We start from the raw sequence: 17,994 nt of genomic DNA, 5'->3' as shown, positions 1-17,994 counted from the left end.
TGATGGTCAGCTTATAATGTCCAAGGGCACGGTTTCTTTCCAGCTGCCCCTTGTAAAATCAGGAAAGGGTTGTGGAGCGCCCCCACTGGCCACGGAGCGTTCACTCAATGGCGAAACGGCACTCCAGAGACAACCTTCATAGACGTTTTGGTCCAAGGGAAGTCCTTTTTGGAGGCATTCCACGATACGATAGACCATAATCCCATCCATTCCGCCATGTCCACTGCCCTTGGCAGCTTCATTCAACCTTTTGTATAGTGGGTGATCGTATTTCTCATATAATTTTTCCAATTGCTCGCCCTGCACCCAAGAATGATGGTCCTTGGTCAACCCCTCAACGCCTCCTTCAAGTGCGACACGGGTCGGAAATCCGGCCAATGTACCTTTGGTACCCTGGATCAAGTTCAATCTGGAATAGGGTCTGGGACTGGTTTCGTCCCATTGCACCATAATGGTCCTTCCCAAATTCGTTTTGATGATGGAAGTGTTCAAATCCCCACCCTTGAACTCCAATTGGTTCCATTTATGGTCTTTTGGATAGTTCTTTTCCGCATAGAGCTCCCGGCCCCTTGATGGGGTGGAGAAGGAAACTAGACTGCCAAAGGTATCCTCTCCTCGGGCCAAATTCATGTATTGGGCAACAGGTCCCAAGCCGTGGGTCGGATATAGGTTCCCATTTCTTTTGGCATAATGATGGGTGCGCCAAGAACCGGTTCCCCTTTCCTGTTCTTCCATCTGCCACCGCAATTCATGGATATAGGCGGCCTCACCATGTAAAATCTCACCGATCACCCCTTGCCGGCACATGTTCAAAAACATGAGTTCATCACGACTGTAGTTCACGTTTTCCAACATCATACAATGTTTTTGGGTACGCTCACTGGTGTCCACAATGTCCCACATTTCCTGGATGGTCAATGCGATGGGAACCTCCACAAAGGCATGGGCACCCTGCTCCATGGCTCCGATGGCCATAGGGGCATGGTTCACCCAGTTGGTGGCAATGAAGACCACATCTGGCCGTACCTCCTGCAACATTTTTCGCCATTGGTTTTCATCCCCCCAATATTGCGCTATGTTTTTATGCTTGTTTGACCCGCCTGCTTCTTTTACCCACTGCGTCTTTTCCTTTACTAAATCTTCGTAGAGGTCACAAATGGCAACAACTTCCGTACCTTCCAAGGCTGCAAAGAACTTGGCGTGAGTACCTCCCCTGGCCCCTACCCCTATGAAGGCGGCACGGACCTTGGCAATCTTTGGAGCGGAAAAACCGCCCATATAGGCTGATGAAATGGGTCTTTCGGATGCTGCACGCAAATAATTGGGTGCAATCGCCACAGCTGCAGCCGTTAAGGAAGTTTTTTGAATAAAACTTCTTCTATTGAGGTTTTTCATGGGCAATAAAGGGTGTTGGTTCTAATCCATTCCAAAGTAAAAAAAATAAAAAGGGAAGCTGGCTTCCCTTTTCAAAAATCGTACAAATAACCAAAGGTTATTGTAAACTGGCCAAGCTTTTTTCCAAAGTCTCTATCTTGGCCTCGGCATCGGCAGCTTTTTTTCGTTCGATGGCCACCACCTGTTCAGGCGCATTGTTCACAAAGCGTTCGTTGCTCAATTTCCCTTGCACCGATTTCAAAAAGCCTTTAGTATAATTAAGTTCTTCCTTGATTTTTGCAATCTCCGCCTCCACATCGATGGCCCCACTGATGGGAATGAAATACTCGTTGCTCTTCACCCTAAAGGTCAGTGCACCATCCAAACTGGCGTTTGCAACCTCAAATTTGGACAGGTTCCCCAACTTCCGAATAATGGCATCCATTTGATTGTCCACTCCTTCCGTGTTCATCATGAAAAGTTCCAAGGCATCTTTTTGGGGAATGCTCTTTTCCTTTCGGATGGTCCTTATACCAGAGATCACCTCGGCAGCGAAATCAAATCCGTTGATGAGTGTTATATCCACTTTACCAGGTTTTGGCCATTGGGACACAATCAACGCTTCTTCCGGGGTTCGCTCCGCAATGTGTTGCCAGACTTCTTCGGTCAAAAATGGCATGAATGGGTGCAGCAGCTTCAAATTTTCTTCAAATAGCTGTATGACCGCATCAAATGTTGCCCTATCGATGGGCTTCTGGTAATCCGGTTTCACAATTTCCAACAACCAGGAACAGAAATCGTCCCATACCAATTTATAGATGGCCATCAGGGCATCGGAAATGCGATATTTGGAAAAATGGTCCTCTATTTCCACCAACGTTTGGTCAAACTTGGCCCTGTACCAATCCACTCCTACTTTTGCTGCTTCAGGTTGTGGAATATCGGCAACCTCCCATCCTCTTATCAACCGGAAAGCGTTCCAAATCTTGTTGGCAAAGTTGGAACCTTGTTGGCAAAGTGCCTCATCGAACAACAGATCGTTGCCCGCGGCTGAGCTCAAGAGCAGTCCCACACGAACGCCGTCGGCCCCAAAATCCTCGATTAATTTTAACGCATCGGGCGAATTTCCCAACGATTTGGACATTTTCCTGCGTTGTTTGTCCCGAACCAATCCGGTCAGGTATACATTTTCAAATGGTCGTTTTCCGCGGTACTCATATCCGGCCATGATCATACGGGCCACCCAGAAAAACAAGATATCGGGGCCAGTGACCAGATCGTTGGTCGGGTAATAATAGTCCACCTCTTCATTGTCCGGTTCCAAAATGCCACCAAACACGCTGATGGGCCACAGCCATGAGGAAAACCAAGTGTCGAGTACGTCTGGGTCCTGGCGTAGGTCCGATTGTTGGACTGCTGGATTTTTGGATTGCGCTAGTTTAAGTGCTTCTTCAGGCGTTTCAGCAACCACAAAATCATCCTTCCCATCGCCATAATAGTAAGCCGGAATCTGCTGTCCCCACCACAACTGGCGCGAAATGTTCCAATCACGGATATTTTCCATCCAATGGCGATAAGTGTTGTCAAATTTGGATGGATATAGTTTGATATCATTCGTTTCCAGCACACCTTCGAGGGCCGGTTTGGCCAATTCTTCCATTTTCAGGAACCATTGATCGGATAGTCGGGGCTCAATGACCGCTTTGGTCCGTTCCGAAGTGCCCACTTTGTTCATGTGCTGCTCCACTTTGACCAAATAGCCTTTTTCTTCCAACTCCTTCGCAATTTCCTTTCGGACCACAAAACGATCCTTTCCTTCGTAGTGAAGTCCAAAGGAGTTGAGGCTCGCATCTTCATTGAAAATATCGATGACCTCCAAATTGTGTTTGTCCCCAAGGTTTTTATCATTCTCATCGTGGGCCGGGGTCACTTTAAGGCACCCGGTCCCGAATTCCATATCCACATAGTCATCCTCAATGATGGGAATCACACGACCACAGATGGGCACAATGGCCTTTTTGCCGCGGAGGTGATGATATCTTTCGTCATTGGGGTTGATGCATATCGCGGTATCACCCAAAATGGTCTCCGGGCGGGTGGTCGCAATGGTCACTTTTTCGTCGGAACCTTCTATGGTATAGGCCAAATAATACAGATTTCCCTGTCTTTCCTCATAGATGACCTCTTCATCGGACAAGGTGGTCTTGGCCTCTGGATCCCAATTCACCATTCGGTACCCCCTGTAAACCAACCCTTTATTGTACAAATCCACAAAAACTTTGATTACCGAGGCTGACATATCGTCATCCATGGTGAACTTGGTTCGGTCCCAATCACAAGAACAACCTAACTTTTTCAACTGCTGAAGAATAACACCACCATACTGGTTTGTCCAGTCCCAGGCATGTTTTAGGAATTCATCCCTGGATAGGTTGGCTTTGTTGATGCCCTCATCCTTTAATTTGGCGACCACTTTGGCCTCCGTGGCAATGGAAGCGTGGTCCATTCCTGGCACCCAACAGGCATTTTTGCCCAAAAGTCTTGCTCTTCGTATCAAAACATCTTGGATGGTATTGTTGAGCATATGTCCCATGTGCAGTACCCCGGTCACGTTTGGTGGGGGAATCACGATGGTATAGGGCTCCCTTTCATCTGGTTTTGAACTAAAATATCCATGCTCCGTCCAGTAGGCATACCAGTGCCCTTCAACCCTTTGGGGTTCATATTTTGATGGAATCTCCATTTTTCGGTACAGTTTTTGTTAAATGGCTATGGATTGGTCTTTATTGAAGGGAAACACAATGTTAATTTAATGCAATTCTCCTGATGGAAGCCAATCCAGAAATACGAAACAAAAATAAGTAACGTTATTACATAACAAAAGAATTTTGGATGCAGGTGACAAAACATCTACATTTGAAATTCACCCAAAAACCAAAAATGATGAAAAAAACTGTACTCATGCTGTTTGTCGGGCTTCTATCTTTAGGGATATATGCCCAGGAAACTGCTAAGATTGAATTTAAGAGCGAGACCATCGATTACGGTGAAATTGAAAAGGGAAGCGACGGTGTCCGGGTATTTGAATTTACCAATACCGGGAATGTTCCATTGGTGATCAGCAGCGTAAAATCAAGCTGTGGTTGCACCATCCCCAAAAAGCCTGAAGAACCTATCATGCCTGGAAAAACTGGGAAGATAGAGGTGAAATATGATACCAACAGGGTAGGCCCCATCAGAAAGGCCATTACGGTGACCTCGAATGCGGACACTCCTACCAAGGTTCTAAAAATAAAAGGGAATGTAAACGGCCCAGGAGCTAAGTAAGTAAAAAGAAAATTATGACCCTATCCCCGGAAAGCGATTGTTTTTCGGGGATTTTTTTAGTCATCATCGAAGACCTTCTTGAGCACAAAGGAGAACATGAGGTCCTTGTTGTATCTCTCGATATGAACTTTGATGCGCTTACCTTCTTTTTCGTTCATCATTTTGAGGATTTCCTGTAGCTTATATCGGTGGATGCTCTTTCCATTGACGGCCAAAATAACATCCCCCTCACGCAGTCCGGCCTCTGCAGCTGGGCTTCCGGCCCTAATACCAGACACAATGATCTCCGGCACCAAACTGAGCCTGGTCTTGTTCTCCAATAGGATTTGGACATTCCCAAAGGTAGAGTCGTCATCTTTTACAATTCCGCCGGACCCGGCAATACTTTCGGCAATGTACCGCAGTCCGTTGTGCTGGAGTTGAATTCCTGCCAGATTGTATTGAAAAGGCTCTTTAAAGTTACCGTTCTTTTTTAGGGTGACCAATCCGCGAGTATAATCAAAGATAATGTTGAACCGTTTTAGGATTTCCCCTCCCACACTGCCATTACGGTCGCCCAGATTTTCCAATGCGGCAAAGGATTCCCAATACGGAAAGGCCACTTTGGCTTCCTTCAATTCAAACCCTCCTATTTTGACCCCATTTATTTTGCTCCGTTTTCCAAAAATATCCCCGCTGAGTCCCCTACCCAGATGATCCTCATAGTTTTTTTCCGGTATATCCAGTCCCTTCTCTGGTTCTTGGAACAGCCACAGGGCATCACTACTACCTGTGTCCACGAGCAGTTTGACGGGAATATTGGCCGTGTCCTTCATCAGTACCGTTCCTTCCATATAGGCCTTGTTGCCCTGAATGATAATGGGAAGTGTCTGTGAATTCTTTTTTTCTTTGTGTTTGTACAGCTGAGGGTTGTGGAGTTTTATGGTGCGCGAACCATAATTCACCTCCATGATAAAATCCTTGAAGAGGTCATAGCCCATTATTCCATGGACCGGTATCCCCAAAGAGGTGGAAAAATTGATTTCCCTGTCCAATACCACATAAAGGTCTTGAGAAAAATTCCGCACATCCCCAAGTCGAAAGATGTTGGATTTTGAACTAAGTGCTTTCATAGGTTCCCCAGTCCCAAGGCCTCTGATGGTGACTTCGGACACATTGTTGATGGGTATGGAATCGGATTGGGAAAGGTTGAACAGGATAGGTTTGCTGACCCCAGAGTCCAAAATGAAGGTAAGCTCGGCCCCATTGATCTCCACAGGGATGATGATGAGATTGTTGATCAGCTCAAACTTGATTTTCTCGAACTTTTGTCCTTTGGGCAAGAAATATCCCTGCGCCAAAACCAACAAGGGCACCATCACAAGAAACACAAAAAAAGCAAGTTTTTTTCCCAACATTCTTAATTCTAGTCGATTGTACATATTAAATATACAAAATAAGACGATTCGTTTACCTTATTTTAACATTTTGGACAACAGATAAATAAACCTGCAATGTGTTGTTTTCAAATGCTGGTTTTCCCATTTTTGCCTAAAATTTAGCACATGCCAAGTATCTCCGAAAAAGGAAGGCAAATGCCTGCCTCCCCGATCCGAAAATTGGTCCCCTATGCCGAAGCTGCAAAGAAGAGAGGGATCCACGTCATCCACCTGAATATAGGTCAACCTGACATCAAGACCCCGAAAGTGGCTTTGGATGCTGTCCGGAACCATAAAATTGAGGTTTTGGCCTACAGCATGACCGAAGGTTCGGAAACCTATCGGGAAAAGATAGCGGCCTATTATGAAAAAAAGGACATCCGCGTCACCGCCAAGGACATTATCGTGACCACGGGAGGCTCGGAAGCCCTTTCCTTTGCCATGGGAACCATCATGGATGCCGAGGACGAGATCATCATCCCGGAACCCTTTTATGCCAACTACAATGGTTTTGCCACTGCAGCAGGAGTAAAGGTGGTGCCCATTGCCTCTTCCATCGATACCAATTTTGCCCTCCCCCCCATCGCTGAATTCGAAAAACTCATCACCCCACAGACGAAGGCCATCCTGATCTGTAATCCAGGGAACCCTACAGGATACCTTTATAGTAAGGAAGAAATAGAACAACTGGCCACCTTGGTGAAGAAGCACGACCTTTTCCTTATTGCGGACGAGGTCTATCGCGAGTTCACCTATGAAGGAAGACAACACTATTCCATTTTGCAGGTCAATGGCCTAGAAGAACACGCCATTGTGGTGGATTCCGTTTCCAAAAGGTACAGCATGTGCGGGGCACGCATCGGATGTATCGTTTCCAAGAACAGGGAAGTCATCCAGACCGCATTGAAATTTGCCCAAGCGAGGTTGTCCCCCCCTACTTTTGCCCAGATAGCCAGCGAGGCCGCATTGGAAACCCCCCAAGACTACTTTGATGATGTCATTGAAGAATATGTTTCCCGTAGAAACGTACTCATCTCCGAGCTCCAACAATTGGAAGGTGTAAAAGTGGCCGTGCCGCAAGGCGCTTTTTATTGTGTGGTGGAATTGCCCATTGCCGATGCCGATGATTTTGCGCAGTGGTTGTTGGAAAAATTTGAACTGGACGGAAACACGGTCATGGTAGCCCCGGCAGCAGGCTTTTACGCCACTCCCGGATTGGGAAAAAACCAGATCAGGATTGCCTATGTCCTGAAAAAAGAGCAACTTGTAAAGGCCGTCCACATTTTGGGCAGGGCCTTAAAGGAGTACAACACCAAGTGACCATACAGGAGAACATATCCCTCAAGAGCTACAATACCTTTGGTATTGATGTAAAGGCACGCTTTTTTGTGGAGATAACCGGATTGGCACAGCTACAAAAGGTACTGGAGCTGACGGCATATCCCAAAAGGTTCATCATCAGTGGAGGAAGCAATATGTTGCTCACCAAGGACATTGATGCCCTTGTGATGCACATCGCCCTGAAGGGCATCTCCATCACCGAAGAAAATGGGGAAACCGTTGAAATCAAGGCCATGGCCGGTGAAAATTGGCACAATCTGGTCATGTGGAGCTTGGACAGGGGGTATGGCGGGCTGGAAAATCTATCCCTTATCCCTGGCAATGTGGGGACTGCACCCATACAGAACATTGGCGCTTATGGTGTGGAACTGAAAGACATCTTTGTAAGCTGCACCGCAATGGATGTGGAAACCGGTGAATTGGTCGCTTTCGATAAGGAAAATTGTGAATTTGGGTACAGGGATTCCATTTTTAAGAACGGGGCCAAGAACAAATACATTATCACCTCCGTAAACCTCAGATTGACCAAAAAAGACCACGTGCTGCACACAGGTTATGGCGCCATTGAGGAAGAGCTCAAGAACAATGGCATCGTGTACCCCACTATCAGGGACATTTCCAATGCAGTGATAGCCATTCGACAAAGCAAATTGCCCGACCCCAAGGAACTGGGCAACAGCGGTAGTTTTTTCAAAAACCCCGTGATCTCGAAAAAAAAGTTCGACAAGTTCATCAAGTCACATCCCAAAGCCCCTTTTTATGAACTGGATGATGATCAGTACAAAATACCGGCAGGATGGCTCATAGAGCAGAGCGGGTTCAAGGGAAAGCGTTTCGGGGATGCCGGGGTGCATGAAAAACAGGCCCTTGTGTTGGTGAATTATGGAAACGCCACCGGGAAAGAAATCCTGCAACTGGCCGAGAACATACAAAAGGAAGTACAGAAAAACTTTGGGATAAACATCCATCCCGAAGTGAACATCATAAAATAACCCCCGCATTGAAACCAATAACGGGGGTTATACCAAACCAAACTAACCAAAATTGTATATATCGTATAGGGTTTTTACCCCTTTTTCTTGCTCAATCCAACGCTAACAAGTAATGCTTTTTCTACCTTAGCGTTGTAGTATGTACGATATAAATCCTATTTTAGATTTTTTGTCCCAAAAAAAATACCCAAAGCATCGTAAATGAGCACATTGATTGAGAAACACATTGTTTCACTACTGGCAGAAAAGGATGATAGGGCCATTGCCCTACTGTATGAAAACTATGGGGATACGCTTTATGGGGTGGCCCACAAAGTGGTCAAGGACGATGATCTTGCCCAAGATGTGCTCCAAGAAAGTTTCATCAAAATCTGGAAAAAAGCCGACTCTTACGATGCCTCAAAAGCCAAGCTGTTCACTTGGTTGTTCCGCATTACCAGGAACACGGCCATCGACAAACTGCGAAGTGTGAACAATAAAGCGAGCAAGGAAGTCCAAATCGACGTTTCAGACGTATATAATCTTGGAGTGAGTGGCATTAGCCCCGAGCATCTGGACATCCAAGAAAACTTGGATAAGATAGAACCCAAGTACAGAATAGTTTTGGAAGCCCTATTTTTTGAGGGAATGACGCAACAAGAGGCAAGTGAGGAACTGGATATCCCCTTGGGCACCATCAAATCCAGACTGAAAATCGGACTTAGGGAACTTGGAAAGATCTACGGCACAACAATGGCCTTGCTCATCGTTTTAAATCTATTGTCATGAAAGAAAAAGTTAAAATATTTCTAGAATCCGACTCACTGGAAAAATACCTATTGGGACACACTTCAAAAGAAGAATCCCAACAAGTGGAAAGGTACATCGCCATGTATCCCGAAGTGAGGGAAACCTATGATGAGCTCCAGAAAAATCTGGAAACCTTTGCAAAAATGTATGCAAGGAAAACCCCTGAGGGCCTTAAGGAAATCATCTTGAGCAGTGCCCGTAAGGAAAGAATGGTCAGCAGAAGCTTCTTCAGGTATGCCATTGCCGCCAGCGTGGCAATAATGGTCTTTGCGGGAGCATCCCTGTTCTTCTGGAACCAGAACAAAAACCTTCAAGAGGAAAATGCCCTGGTCACCAACAAGATCAAATACTTGGAGGACGACATGAAGAACCAACTGGAAGACATGAGAAACCAGTTTATCGTCCTCAACAACCCCGATACCAAGAAATATCAGGTCAATGGTAAAAAAGAGGGCAAGGAACTCAAGGCCATCGCCTATATCAACCCGGTAAAGAAACTTTCTTACATCAATGTGAGCAATGTTCCCCAGCTACCTGAGAACAAATGCTTCCAGATGTGGGCCGAGGTGAACGGGGAACTGGTGAACTTGGGGGTGATCAAGCAGTTCAATGAAAAGGACAAGCTCCTTGCACTTCCTTATGCCGACAAGGCCATAGGCTATATCACCATTGAGCCAGAAGGCGGGAACACTTCGCCCACCGTGGAGAACATCGTTGCCAACATCACATATTGATAGCCCAAAGCAACCCTTTTATTCAGGTATTTTGTACCTTTGCATAAAAGTTGGATTATGAAGTTAGCACTATTGACCATTGGTCTGCTGGCACTTGCATTCGCTGGGATAGCCATCAAGATTTGGGGCAAAAAAGACGGGAAGTTCGCAGGCACCTGTGCCAGCGAAAGCCCTTTTCTCAATAAAGAAGGTGAGGCTTGTGGATTTTGCGGGAAAATGCCCGACGAACAGGAATGTAAAAGAGACTCAGTACCCGGATTGCAATAATCCCATCAATATAATATTCTAGGCAAAGCCATATTTTTGGAAAAAACCGACGATTCCATCAAAAACATTATAAAGAAGGCAAAGGAAGGAAACCAAATTGCCTTCAGCACACTCTTGGATACGTTTTGGAACGATGTGTACGGTTTTCAATTGCTCCGCACCAAAAATGAGAACGATGCGGAGGACATCACCATTCGCACTTTTTCCCGCGCATTCGACAAAATAGACACCTACGATGATGCCTACGAATTCAAGACTTGGCTCATCGCCATCTCCAAAAACCTGCATGTGGACCTCATCCGGAAGCGGAAAAGAAGCCTTTTGGACGAAATGGAATCCCAAGGGGATGCCGTAAAAAAAGTTCTTGACGAAACCCCCACGGTGGAGGACCGCTTGATCACGGAACAGAACCTTGCCGATTTGCTGTTGGACATCAAAAAATTGAAGCCCCACTACCAAGAGGTCATCAACCTTCGCTATTTCAACGAATTGAGCTATGCCGCCATTGCCAAGGAACTCAACGAACCGGTAAACAATGTCAAGGTAAAATTGCTCCGCGCCAAAAAACTCCTGGCCGAGATCATCAAAAAAAAGTGAGCCGTTCCAACGACTCCATTTTCCTTCCCAGTTTCGTATCTTTGTAAATCAAATTTCTTTGTATGAGCACAAGTGTTGCGGAAAACGTACAGCCTCCCAAAGGAAAGCCCAAATGGCTCAGGGTAAAGCTTCCCACGGGAAAAAAATATACCCAGCTCAGGGGGCTTGTGGACAAGTACGACCTCCACACCATATGCACCTCCGGGAGTTGCCCCAATATGGGCGAATGCTGGGGAGAGGGCACGGCCACCTTTATGATTTTGGGCAACATCTGTACCCGCTCCTGTGGATTTTGCGGGGTGAAGACGGGAAGACCGGAAAGCGTGGACTGGGCAGAACCCGAAAAAGTGGCGCGGTCCATCAAGATCATGAACATCAAACATGCCGTGCTTACCTCTGTGGACAGGGACGACCTAAAAGATATGGGATCCATCATCTGGGCAGAGACCGTAAAAGCGGTACGAAGGATGAACCCGGAAACCACTTTGGAAACATTGATTCCTGATTTTCAGGGAATTGAATCCCACTTGGACCGAATACTCGAAGTGGCTCCAGAGGTCATTTCGCACAACATGGAAACTGTGAAGCGACTCACCCGTGAAGTACGTATACAGGCTAAATATGAAAGAAGCCTCGAGGTATTGAACTACCTGAAAAAGAACGGGGCCAATCGCACCAAATCGGGTATTATGCTGGGCTTGGGGGAAGAGGAACATGAAGTGATCACCACCATGGAAGACCTCAGAAGAGCGGATGTGGACGTGGTCACCATTGGCCAATATTTGCAGCCCTCCAAAAAACACCTGCCCGTAAAACAGTTCATCCTGCCCGAGCAGTTTAAAAAATATGAGGAAATTGGACTGGAAATGGGCTTCAGACATGTGGAGAGCGGGGCTTTGGTCCGCTCATCCTACAAAGCGCACAAGCACATTCACTAGTCCTTAACCTTCCCCTATCCCATCATGAAAATCATCAGAATAGGTATTAACGGCTTTGGACGTATCGGCAGGACCCTTTTCAGGCTCCTCGAAAAACACCCGAACATTCAGGTGGTGGCCATCAACGACCTTGCCGATGCCAAAACCTTGGCCCATTTGCTGAAATACGACAGCATACATGGCACCTTCGATGCGGATATCCGTTCAGAGGGCAACTCCATCATCGCAAATGGCCGACAGGTACAGGTATTGAACCAAAACCACCCCAAAGAAATAGACTGGAAGAGCCTTGAAGTGGACCTCGTTGTGGAAGCGACCGGAAAATTCAAGAAAAGGGAGCAATTACAGCATCACTTGACCAATGGGGCCAAAAAAGTGATCCTTTCCGTACCCCCAGAAGACGACTCCATCAAAATGGTAGTGTTAGGAGTGAATGAATCACACATAGAGGCAGAAGACCACATCATCTCCAATGCCTCCTGTACTACCAACAATGCCGCCCCCATGATCAAGGTCATCAACGAACTATGTGGGATAGAACAGGCCTATATCACCACGATACATTCCTTTACCTCGGACCAAAACCTCCACGATGCCCCGCACCGGGACCTCAGAAGGGCCAGGGCAGCATCGCAATCCATCATCCCTACGACCACCGGAGCAGCAAAGGCACTGACGGGTATTTTCCCCGAACTGTCCAATGTCATCGGTGGATGCGGCATAAGAATACCCGTTCCCAATGGTTCACTTACCGATATCACCTTTAATGTGAAAAGGGAAACATCCATTGCCGAAATAAATGCTACCTTTAAGGACTATGCCGAAAATGAGTTAAAAAACATACTGCATTACACCGAAGACCCCATTGTTTCCATCGACATAAACAATAGTTATCATTCTTGTACGTTTGATTCATTGATGACCTCCGTGATAGGCAAAATGGTAAAGATTATCGGATGGTATGACAATGAAACTGGATATTGCTCCAGAATTATCGATTTAATAGCTTTGCTTATAAAGAAAGACTACGTTTGACCTCAGGTTTGCAACACAAATGGATGGGCGTAAAAACGCTTCTTATATTGTGCATTATGATATGCACGCAAGCATCTTTTGGTCAAAACGATACCAGCTCCACCAGTAAGATACAGTCCATTTTCGATAAGTTCATGGACTATAGGCACCAGAACAAAGTGGACAAGGCACTGGAAACCCTTGACGAGGCCGCCAATATTGCGGAAAGCAATGAAGATGCCAAATTACTGCTCGACATTTACCACCAATATTCACGCTTGTTCCTCGAAGAAGGTGATAGGGAAACCGCCCTTTTTTATTGGGACCGGGCCAATATCCTCCTCCGGGACATTTCCTATTCCTACGGGCAGGCCTTCCACCTCTATTTGGAAGCTGCACTACGTTTTGATGAAGGGAACAATTTCCAGTCCCTGAAATTGCTTGAAGAATCCAGAAAGCTCAGTAACAACAGGAACCTTGGCAACAACATACTTCTTTTGGAGGCGTACATCTACACCAACATCACCAACTATGAGAACGCCATCAAAAACCTGAACGCATTGATCGTCAACTCAGACGATAAGGAACGGGCCTACCTCGCCACCAAGGCCAATCTCCAATTGGCCAACATCAGTATCATCCTCAACGATCTGGACGAAGGCATTATCCACTCGAAGGCCACCTTGGAACTGGCCGAGAAACACGGGTTTTCCAAGGAAGTAAAAAACGCCTATGAGCAATTGTCCATCATCTATGAAAAAACAGGGCGCTACGATGAATCCCTGTTCTACAACAAGAAACTGGAACGCATAAAGGACTCCATTTTCAACATAGAAAAAGCCAAACTGGATATTGCCACCGCCGACAAGATCCGTTTTGAACACCAAATGATCGAACTGAACAAGCTACAGGCCAAAAATGAGGAACTGAGCGAATCCAAGAACCGTTCGGAAATCACCGCTATTTTGACATCGGCGTTTTTGACCATTATCTCCCTATTGGCCGTGTCCCTTTTCAGGAACAACCAGATCAAATTGAAGACGAACGATCTTCTGTACACCAAAAACAAAGAACTGGAGTTGGCCAGGGACGCCGCAGTTTCCGCCATGGAGGCCAAAACCAATTTCTTGTCCACCGTGACCCATGAACTCCGAACGCCACTCTATGCCGTGACCGGACTCACCCACCTGCTTTTGGAAGAAAACCCTTCGGAGCACCAAAAAGAACATTTGAAGTCGTTGAAATTCTCTGGGGAATACCTATTGAACTTCATCAATGACATCCTGCAGATCAACAAAATCGATGCCGACAAGTTGGAGCCTCTGAGCATAGAATTCAAATTGAACAAAGTGCTCACGGATGTTGTGGACTCACTCCAACAGAATGCCAACGAGAAAAAGACCAAGTTGATCCTGGATTATGACCCCAACATACCGACACAGCTTCTTGGAGACCCCATAAAACTTTCCCAGATATTCATGAACTTGGTGGGCAATGCCCTAAAATTTACCAAAAATGGCAAGGTAGAGGTCATCGCCAAACTGCTCAGAAAGGAAGAGGACCAAGTGAAACTGTATTTTGAGGTGAGGGACAACGGTATCGGGATTTCCGATGAACAGCAACAGCACATTTTTGACAGCTTTGAACAGGGATCCATCCAGATCAACCGCGAGTATGGGGGCACTGGTCTCGGCCTCACCATCGTTAAAAGTCTTTTGGGTCTATTTGGCAGTACCATCCATCTGGAAAGTGAACTGGGACATGGTAGCTCCTTCTTCTTTGAAATGGACCTAAAATGTGACAGCAAGGCCTTGGACGAACTGGCCTTTGAACTGAATCCGGAAGAATTTGATTTCAGCGGGCTACATGTTTTGGTTGTTGAGGACAACAAGATCAACCAGGTCATCACCAAAAAAATGCTCAACAAAAAAGAGATCAGCTGCGATATCGCCAACAATGGGAACGAGGCCATCGATTTGGCCAAGACCAACACCTACGATGCCATTTTGATGGACATCCACATGCCCGGCATAAGTGGTGAGGAAGCCACGCGTCAGATCAGAAAATTCAACCAGGACATCCCCATCATAGCCCTGACCGCCATTTCTTTGGATGACAGCTTGGAGAGTTTCTATCAAGCAGGCTGCAACGATGTGGTGACCAAACCTTTCAAGCCAGAGGTCTTCTACCAGAAAATCGGTGAGAACATCTTCAAGAGCAAAATGCAAGGGTCCATCCGCTCTATCTAAACCACATTTTTGACCATCTTTTCCAGTATGGCCCTATCCTTGGCATCAAAACTGTGGGCAATCTGCACATAAAAGAGATTTTTCAATCTACCTTCGAGCCTCACAAAATCTTTCTCCGTGGTCAATACCACTTCATGGTCTTTGAACTGTTGGATTTCTTTATCCGTGAAATGATGATGGTCCCCATACTCAAAATGTTCGAACTGGATTCCCATAGAGTTCAAATGCGTCACCAAAGGTTGTGGGGATGCTATTCCAGTGACCAAGGCGACCTGTTTCCCCTTCAGTTCCAACAATTCCATCCTTTGTTGCCCCCCATCGGTCACCTCGTTGTGGTATTCCAAAGTGGCAAAAAGCACTTTCTGATTGGCATTGGCCCTCAACCTCTTTGCAATTTGCTCCCGTTCGGCACTGGATAGACTGGCCGGACATTTGGTCACAATGATCACATCTGCCCTCTGGGCCTCTTTTTTGGCATCCCTCAAATTTCCTGTGGGCAAATACCAATCATCCACAAAGAGCGCACTGTGCATGGTAAGAAGGATGGAAAACGCAGGTTTCACCCGCCTGTGTTGAAAAGCATCGTCCAAGATGATCACTTCGGGTCTTACGTACTCTTCCAGTTGGGCTATGCCGTTTCGCCTGTCCGCATCCACAGCAACGGCCACTTCCGGAAACTTCTTTTTTAATTGATAGGGTTCATCCCCAAGGTCCAAAACCCCTGTGTGTGGTGTGGCCAATAAAAATCCTTCGGACTTTCTTTTGTATCCCCTGCTCAACACGGCCACCCTTTGGCCCTGTAGCATACGGATCAGATATTCCGTCATCGGGGTCTTGCCCGTGCCCCCAACACTCAGGTTGCCTACACAAATAGTGGGCGTTCCATAGGAAATGGAAGTAAATACCCCTACATCGTAGAGTGCATTTCTTAGGTGGACCACCAAGGCATAGATCAGGGAAAACGGGAATGCTATTTTACGGAGCAATTGCTGCATTGAACGAAAATATAATATTTTATCTTTAGGCGATTAAGAATTTTAAAATGACCGTACAGGACATCACAAAAATACTGGAAGAGCTCGCTCCCTTGGCACATGCCGAGGATTTTGACAACGTGGGACTATTGGTGGGAAACCCGAACATGCCCGTGAAGGGCGTGTTGGTGACGCTGGATACCCTTGAAAATGTAGTGGACGAAGCCATCGAGAAGCAATACAACATGATCGTGAGCTTCCACCCCATCATCTTCAGTGGCCTCAAAAAACTTACCGGGAGTACCTATGTGGAACGAGTGGTGATGAAGGCCGTTACCCACAACATCGCCATCTACAGCATGCACACTGCCCTGGACAATAGCATTATGGGGGTCAATGCGAAAATCTGCGAGGTTTTGGACATCAAACATCCTAAGATCCTCATTCCTAGAAAAGGTGCCATAAAAAAACTGACCACCTATGCCCCTTTGAAAGATGCCGAAAAGGTGAAAGATGCGCTTTTTGCCGTTGGGGCAGGTGAAATCGGCAAATACAGTAACTGCAGCTATAGTCTCGAGGGCACCGGGAGCTTCAAAGCGGGCAGCAATGCCAATCCTGCTGTGGGAAAAATTGGGGAGGTACATTTTGAAAAGGAAACGCAGATCAATGTGATCTATACTTTTGAAAAGGAAAAGAAAATATTGGAGGCCCTTTTTGAGGCCCATCCTTATGAAGAAGTGGCCCATGAAGTGGTCACCTTGGAAAACACCAACCAAGACATGGGCATGGGCATGGTAGGCACTTTGGAACATGAGATGAACGAAAGGGATTTTTTACTATTGGTCAAAGAGCGGATGGGGGCTTCTGTGGTGAGGCACACCCGGCTGTTGGGCAAAAAGGTCAGGAAAGTGGCCGTTCTGGGGGGCAGTGGTGCCTTTGCCATAGCTGCGGCAAAGCGTGCCGGGGCCGATGTTTTCATTACGGCCGACATTAAATACCACCAGTTTTTTGAAGCCGAGGACCAAATCGTCATCGCCGATATTGGGCACTTTGAAACTGAGCAGTTTACAAAAGATTTATTGGTTGATCATCTTACAAAAAAAATTCCTAATTTTGCAGTCGCTTTATCAGAGAGTATTACGAATCCCATCAAGTATCTATAAATTATATGGCGAACAAGAAAGAAAGCACCGTGGAGGAAAAATTGAGAGCTCTGTACGATTTGCAGCTTATCGATTCCAGGGTTGATGAAATACGCAACATAAGGGGCGAACTGCCTTTGGAAGTACAGGATTTGGAGGATGAGGTCCATGGCCTTAGGACTAGGTTGGACAAGTTGAAGACCGATCTTGAGACCATCAATTTTGAGATCACTGCCAAGAAAAACCTTATCGATGAGTCCAAAACACTTATCAAAAAATACAACGAGCAGCAAAAGAACGTCAGGAACAGCCGTGAGTTCAATTCGTTGACCAAGGAAGTGGAGTTCCAAGAACTGGAGATCCAACTGGCCGAAAAGAACATCAAGGAGTTCAAGGCGCAGATTGAGCAGAAAAAAGAGGTGATTGCCCAAACCAAGGACAAACTGACCGAGCGTGAGGGACACCTAAAGCATAAAAAAGGGGAATTGGACGCTATTTTGGCCGAAACCGAAAAAGAGGAAAAAGCCCTTTTGAAAAAATCAGAGGAATACGAGGACAAGATCGAGGACAGATTGGTACAAGCCTATAAAAGGATACGCCACAATGTGAAAAACGGTCTTGCTGTAGTTGCTGTGGAGCGTGGAGCCTCAGGAGGTTCTTTCTTCACCATCCCCCCACAAGTACAGGTAGAGATCGCTTCCCGCAAGAAGATCATCACCGATGAGCACAGTGGTAGGATTTTGGTCGACCCGCTTTTGGCCGAGGAAGAACAGGAAAAAATGCAAGAACTTTTCGCTAAGTTTTAATTGCATTCCACCAGATAAAAAAAAGCCACCCT

16 protein-coding genes are annotated in these 17,994 nt (G+C 46.3%); 12 read left to right on the top strand and 4 right to left on the bottom strand.

The window, feature by feature from the left end:
- Positions 1-6: 6 nt before the first annotated feature.
- Both D2V93_RS00635 and D2V93_RS00630 read right to left on the bottom strand, forming a co-directional pair.
- A complete protein-coding gene (locus D2V93_RS00635) occupies positions 7-1,395 on the bottom strand; it encodes a Gfo/Idh/MocA family protein (protein WP_119617970.1) in 1,389 nt (462 codons plus the stop codon).
- Positions 1,396-1,492: 97 nt separating this feature from the next.
- The gene (locus D2V93_RS00630) at positions 1,493-4,117 is read right to left on the bottom strand and encodes a valine--tRNA ligase (protein ID WP_119617969.1); all 2,625 of its coding nucleotides are present in this window, start codon (positions 4,115-4,117) and stop codon (positions 1,493-1,495) included.
- A 197-nt stretch (positions 4,118-4,314) separates the two neighbouring features.
- Between D2V93_RS00630 and D2V93_RS00625 the strand changes: the two genes are divergently transcribed.
- Positions 4,315-4,701 (top strand): DUF1573 domain-containing protein, encoded by a 387-nt coding sequence (locus tag D2V93_RS00625; RefSeq protein ID WP_409557881.1) that lies wholly within the window; start codon positions 4,315-4,317, stop codon positions 4,699-4,701.
- 56 nt (positions 4,702-4,757) lie between these two features.
- Here the strand turns inward: D2V93_RS00625 and D2V93_RS00620 are convergent, their stop codons facing one another.
- On the bottom strand, positions 4,758-6,098 hold the full coding sequence (locus D2V93_RS00620; protein WP_119617968.1) for an aspartyl protease family protein: 1,341 nt from the start codon (positions 6,096-6,098) through the stop codon (positions 4,758-4,760).
- A gap of 147 nt (positions 6,099-6,245) precedes the next feature.
- Here D2V93_RS00620 and D2V93_RS00615 point away from each other — a divergent pair, with 147 nt between their 5' ends.
- From D2V93_RS00615 to D2V93_RS00575, 9 genes are all read left to right on the top strand, one after another.
- The gene (locus D2V93_RS00615) at positions 6,246-7,439 is read left to right on the top strand and encodes a pyridoxal phosphate-dependent aminotransferase (protein ID WP_119617967.1); all 1,194 of its coding nucleotides are present in this window, start codon (positions 6,246-6,248) and stop codon (positions 7,437-7,439) included.
- Positions 7,436-8,452, top strand: coding sequence for a UDP-N-acetylmuramate dehydrogenase (gene murB, locus D2V93_RS00610; protein WP_119617966.1), 1,017 nt, complete (start codon positions 7,436-7,438; stop codon positions 8,450-8,452). Before D2V93_RS00615 ends, murB begins: the two co-directional genes overlap by 4 nt.
- 201 nt (positions 8,453-8,653) lie before the next feature.
- Positions 8,654-9,220, top strand: a complete 567-nt coding sequence (locus D2V93_RS00605; protein WP_072879524.1) for an RNA polymerase sigma factor — start codon at positions 8,654-8,656, stop codon at positions 9,218-9,220.
- Entirely contained in the window at positions 9,217-9,975 is a 759-nt protein-coding gene (locus D2V93_RS00600) for an anti-sigma factor (protein WP_072879522.1), read from the top strand. Before D2V93_RS00605 ends, D2V93_RS00600 begins: the two co-directional genes overlap by 4 nt.
- A 57-nt stretch (positions 9,976-10,032) precedes the next feature.
- Positions 10,033-10,242, top strand: coding sequence for a membrane or secreted protein (locus tag D2V93_RS00595; RefSeq protein ID WP_119617965.1), 210 nt, complete (start codon positions 10,033-10,035; stop codon positions 10,240-10,242).
- Between the two features lie 36 nt (positions 10,243-10,278).
- Complete coding sequence (locus D2V93_RS00590) at positions 10,279-10,839, top strand: RNA polymerase sigma factor (RefSeq protein WP_072879518.1); 561 nt, start codon at positions 10,279-10,281, stop codon at positions 10,837-10,839.
- Between the two features lie 62 nt (positions 10,840-10,901).
- A complete protein-coding gene (gene lipA / locus D2V93_RS00585; RefSeq protein WP_072879516.1) occupies positions 10,902-11,777 on the top strand; it encodes a lipoyl synthase in 876 nt (291 codons plus the stop codon).
- Positions 11,778-11,801: 24 nt separating this feature from the next.
- Positions 11,802-12,812: a type I glyceraldehyde-3-phosphate dehydrogenase gene (gene gap, locus D2V93_RS00580; RefSeq protein WP_119617964.1), complete on the top strand. Its 1,011-nt coding sequence runs from the start codon at positions 11,802-11,804 to the stop codon at positions 12,810-12,812.
- Positions 12,813-12,868: 56 nt separating this feature from the next.
- Positions 12,869-15,040, top strand: coding sequence for a hybrid sensor histidine kinase/response regulator (locus tag D2V93_RS00575; protein WP_245978023.1), 2,172 nt, complete (start codon positions 12,869-12,871; stop codon positions 15,038-15,040).
- Here D2V93_RS00575 and lpxK read toward each other — a convergent pair.
- Positions 15,037-16,035 (bottom strand): tetraacyldisaccharide 4'-kinase, encoded by a 999-nt coding sequence (gene lpxK, locus D2V93_RS00570; RefSeq protein WP_119617962.1) that lies wholly within the window; start codon positions 16,033-16,035, stop codon positions 15,037-15,039. The two genes, D2V93_RS00575 and lpxK, sit on opposite strands and share 4 nt — an antisense overlap.
- Positions 16,036-16,082: 47 nt before the next feature.
- Here lpxK and D2V93_RS00565 point away from each other — a divergent pair, with 47 nt between their 5' ends.
- Positions 16,083-17,177: a Nif3-like dinuclear metal center hexameric protein gene (locus tag D2V93_RS00565; RefSeq protein WP_119617961.1), complete on the top strand. Its 1,095-nt coding sequence runs from the start codon at positions 16,083-16,085 to the stop codon at positions 17,175-17,177.
- A gap of 5 nt (positions 17,178-17,182) precedes the next feature.
- Positions 17,183-17,962 (top strand): zinc ribbon domain-containing protein, encoded by a 780-nt coding sequence (locus D2V93_RS00560; protein ID WP_072879508.1) that lies wholly within the window; start codon positions 17,183-17,185, stop codon positions 17,960-17,962.
- Positions 17,963-17,994: the final 32 nt, after the last annotated feature.

Source organism: Flagellimonas taeanensis (assembly GCF_003584105.1).
GTDB lineage: Bacteria > Bacteroidota > Bacteroidia > Flavobacteriales > Flavobacteriaceae > Flagellimonas > Flagellimonas taeanensis.
This window is presented reverse-complemented; position numbering and strand designations above follow the sequence as displayed.

Excerpts from the sequence above, each read along its gene's own strand:
- D2V93_RS00635 (WP_119617970.1), bottom strand. The coding sequence starts at position 1,395 with ATGAAAAACCTCAATAGAAGAAGTTTTATTCAAAAAACTTCCTTAACG.
- D2V93_RS00630 (WP_119617969.1), bottom strand. The coding sequence starts at position 4,117 with ATGGAGATTCCATCAAAATATGAACCCCAAAGGGTTGAAGGGCACTGG.
- D2V93_RS00625 (WP_409557881.1), top strand. The coding sequence starts at position 4,315 with ATGATGAAAAAAACTGTACTCATGCTGTTTGTCGGGCTTCTATCTTTA.
- D2V93_RS00620 (WP_119617968.1), bottom strand. The coding sequence starts at position 6,098 with ATGTTGGGAAAAAAACTTGCTTTTTTTGTGTTTCTTGTGATGGTGCCC.
- D2V93_RS00615 (WP_119617967.1), top strand. The coding sequence starts at position 6,246 with ATGCCAAGTATCTCCGAAAAAGGAAGGCAAATGCCTGCCTCCCCGATC.
- D2V93_RS00605 (WP_072879524.1), top strand. The coding sequence starts at position 8,654 with ATGAGCACATTGATTGAGAAACACATTGTTTCACTACTGGCAGAAAAG.
- D2V93_RS00600 (WP_072879522.1), top strand. The coding sequence starts at position 9,217 with ATGAAAGAAAAAGTTAAAATATTTCTAGAATCCGACTCACTGGAAAAA.
- D2V93_RS00595 (WP_119617965.1), top strand. The coding sequence starts at position 10,033 with ATGAAGTTAGCACTATTGACCATTGGTCTGCTGGCACTTGCATTCGCT.
- lipA (WP_072879516.1), top strand. The coding sequence starts at position 10,902 with ATGAGCACAAGTGTTGCGGAAAACGTACAGCCTCCCAAAGGAAAGCCC.
- gap (WP_119617964.1), top strand. The coding sequence starts at position 11,802 with ATGAAAATCATCAGAATAGGTATTAACGGCTTTGGACGTATCGGCAGG.
- D2V93_RS00575 (WP_245978023.1), top strand. The coding sequence starts at position 12,869 with ATGATATGCACGCAAGCATCTTTTGGTCAAAACGATACCAGCTCCACC.
- lpxK (WP_119617962.1), bottom strand. The coding sequence starts at position 16,035 with ATGCAGCAATTGCTCCGTAAAATAGCATTCCCGTTTTCCCTGATCTAT.
- D2V93_RS00565 (WP_119617961.1), top strand. The coding sequence starts at position 16,083 with ATGACCGTACAGGACATCACAAAAATACTGGAAGAGCTCGCTCCCTTG.
- D2V93_RS00560 (WP_072879508.1), top strand. The coding sequence starts at position 17,183 with ATGGCGAACAAGAAAGAAAGCACCGTGGAGGAAAAATTGAGAGCTCTG.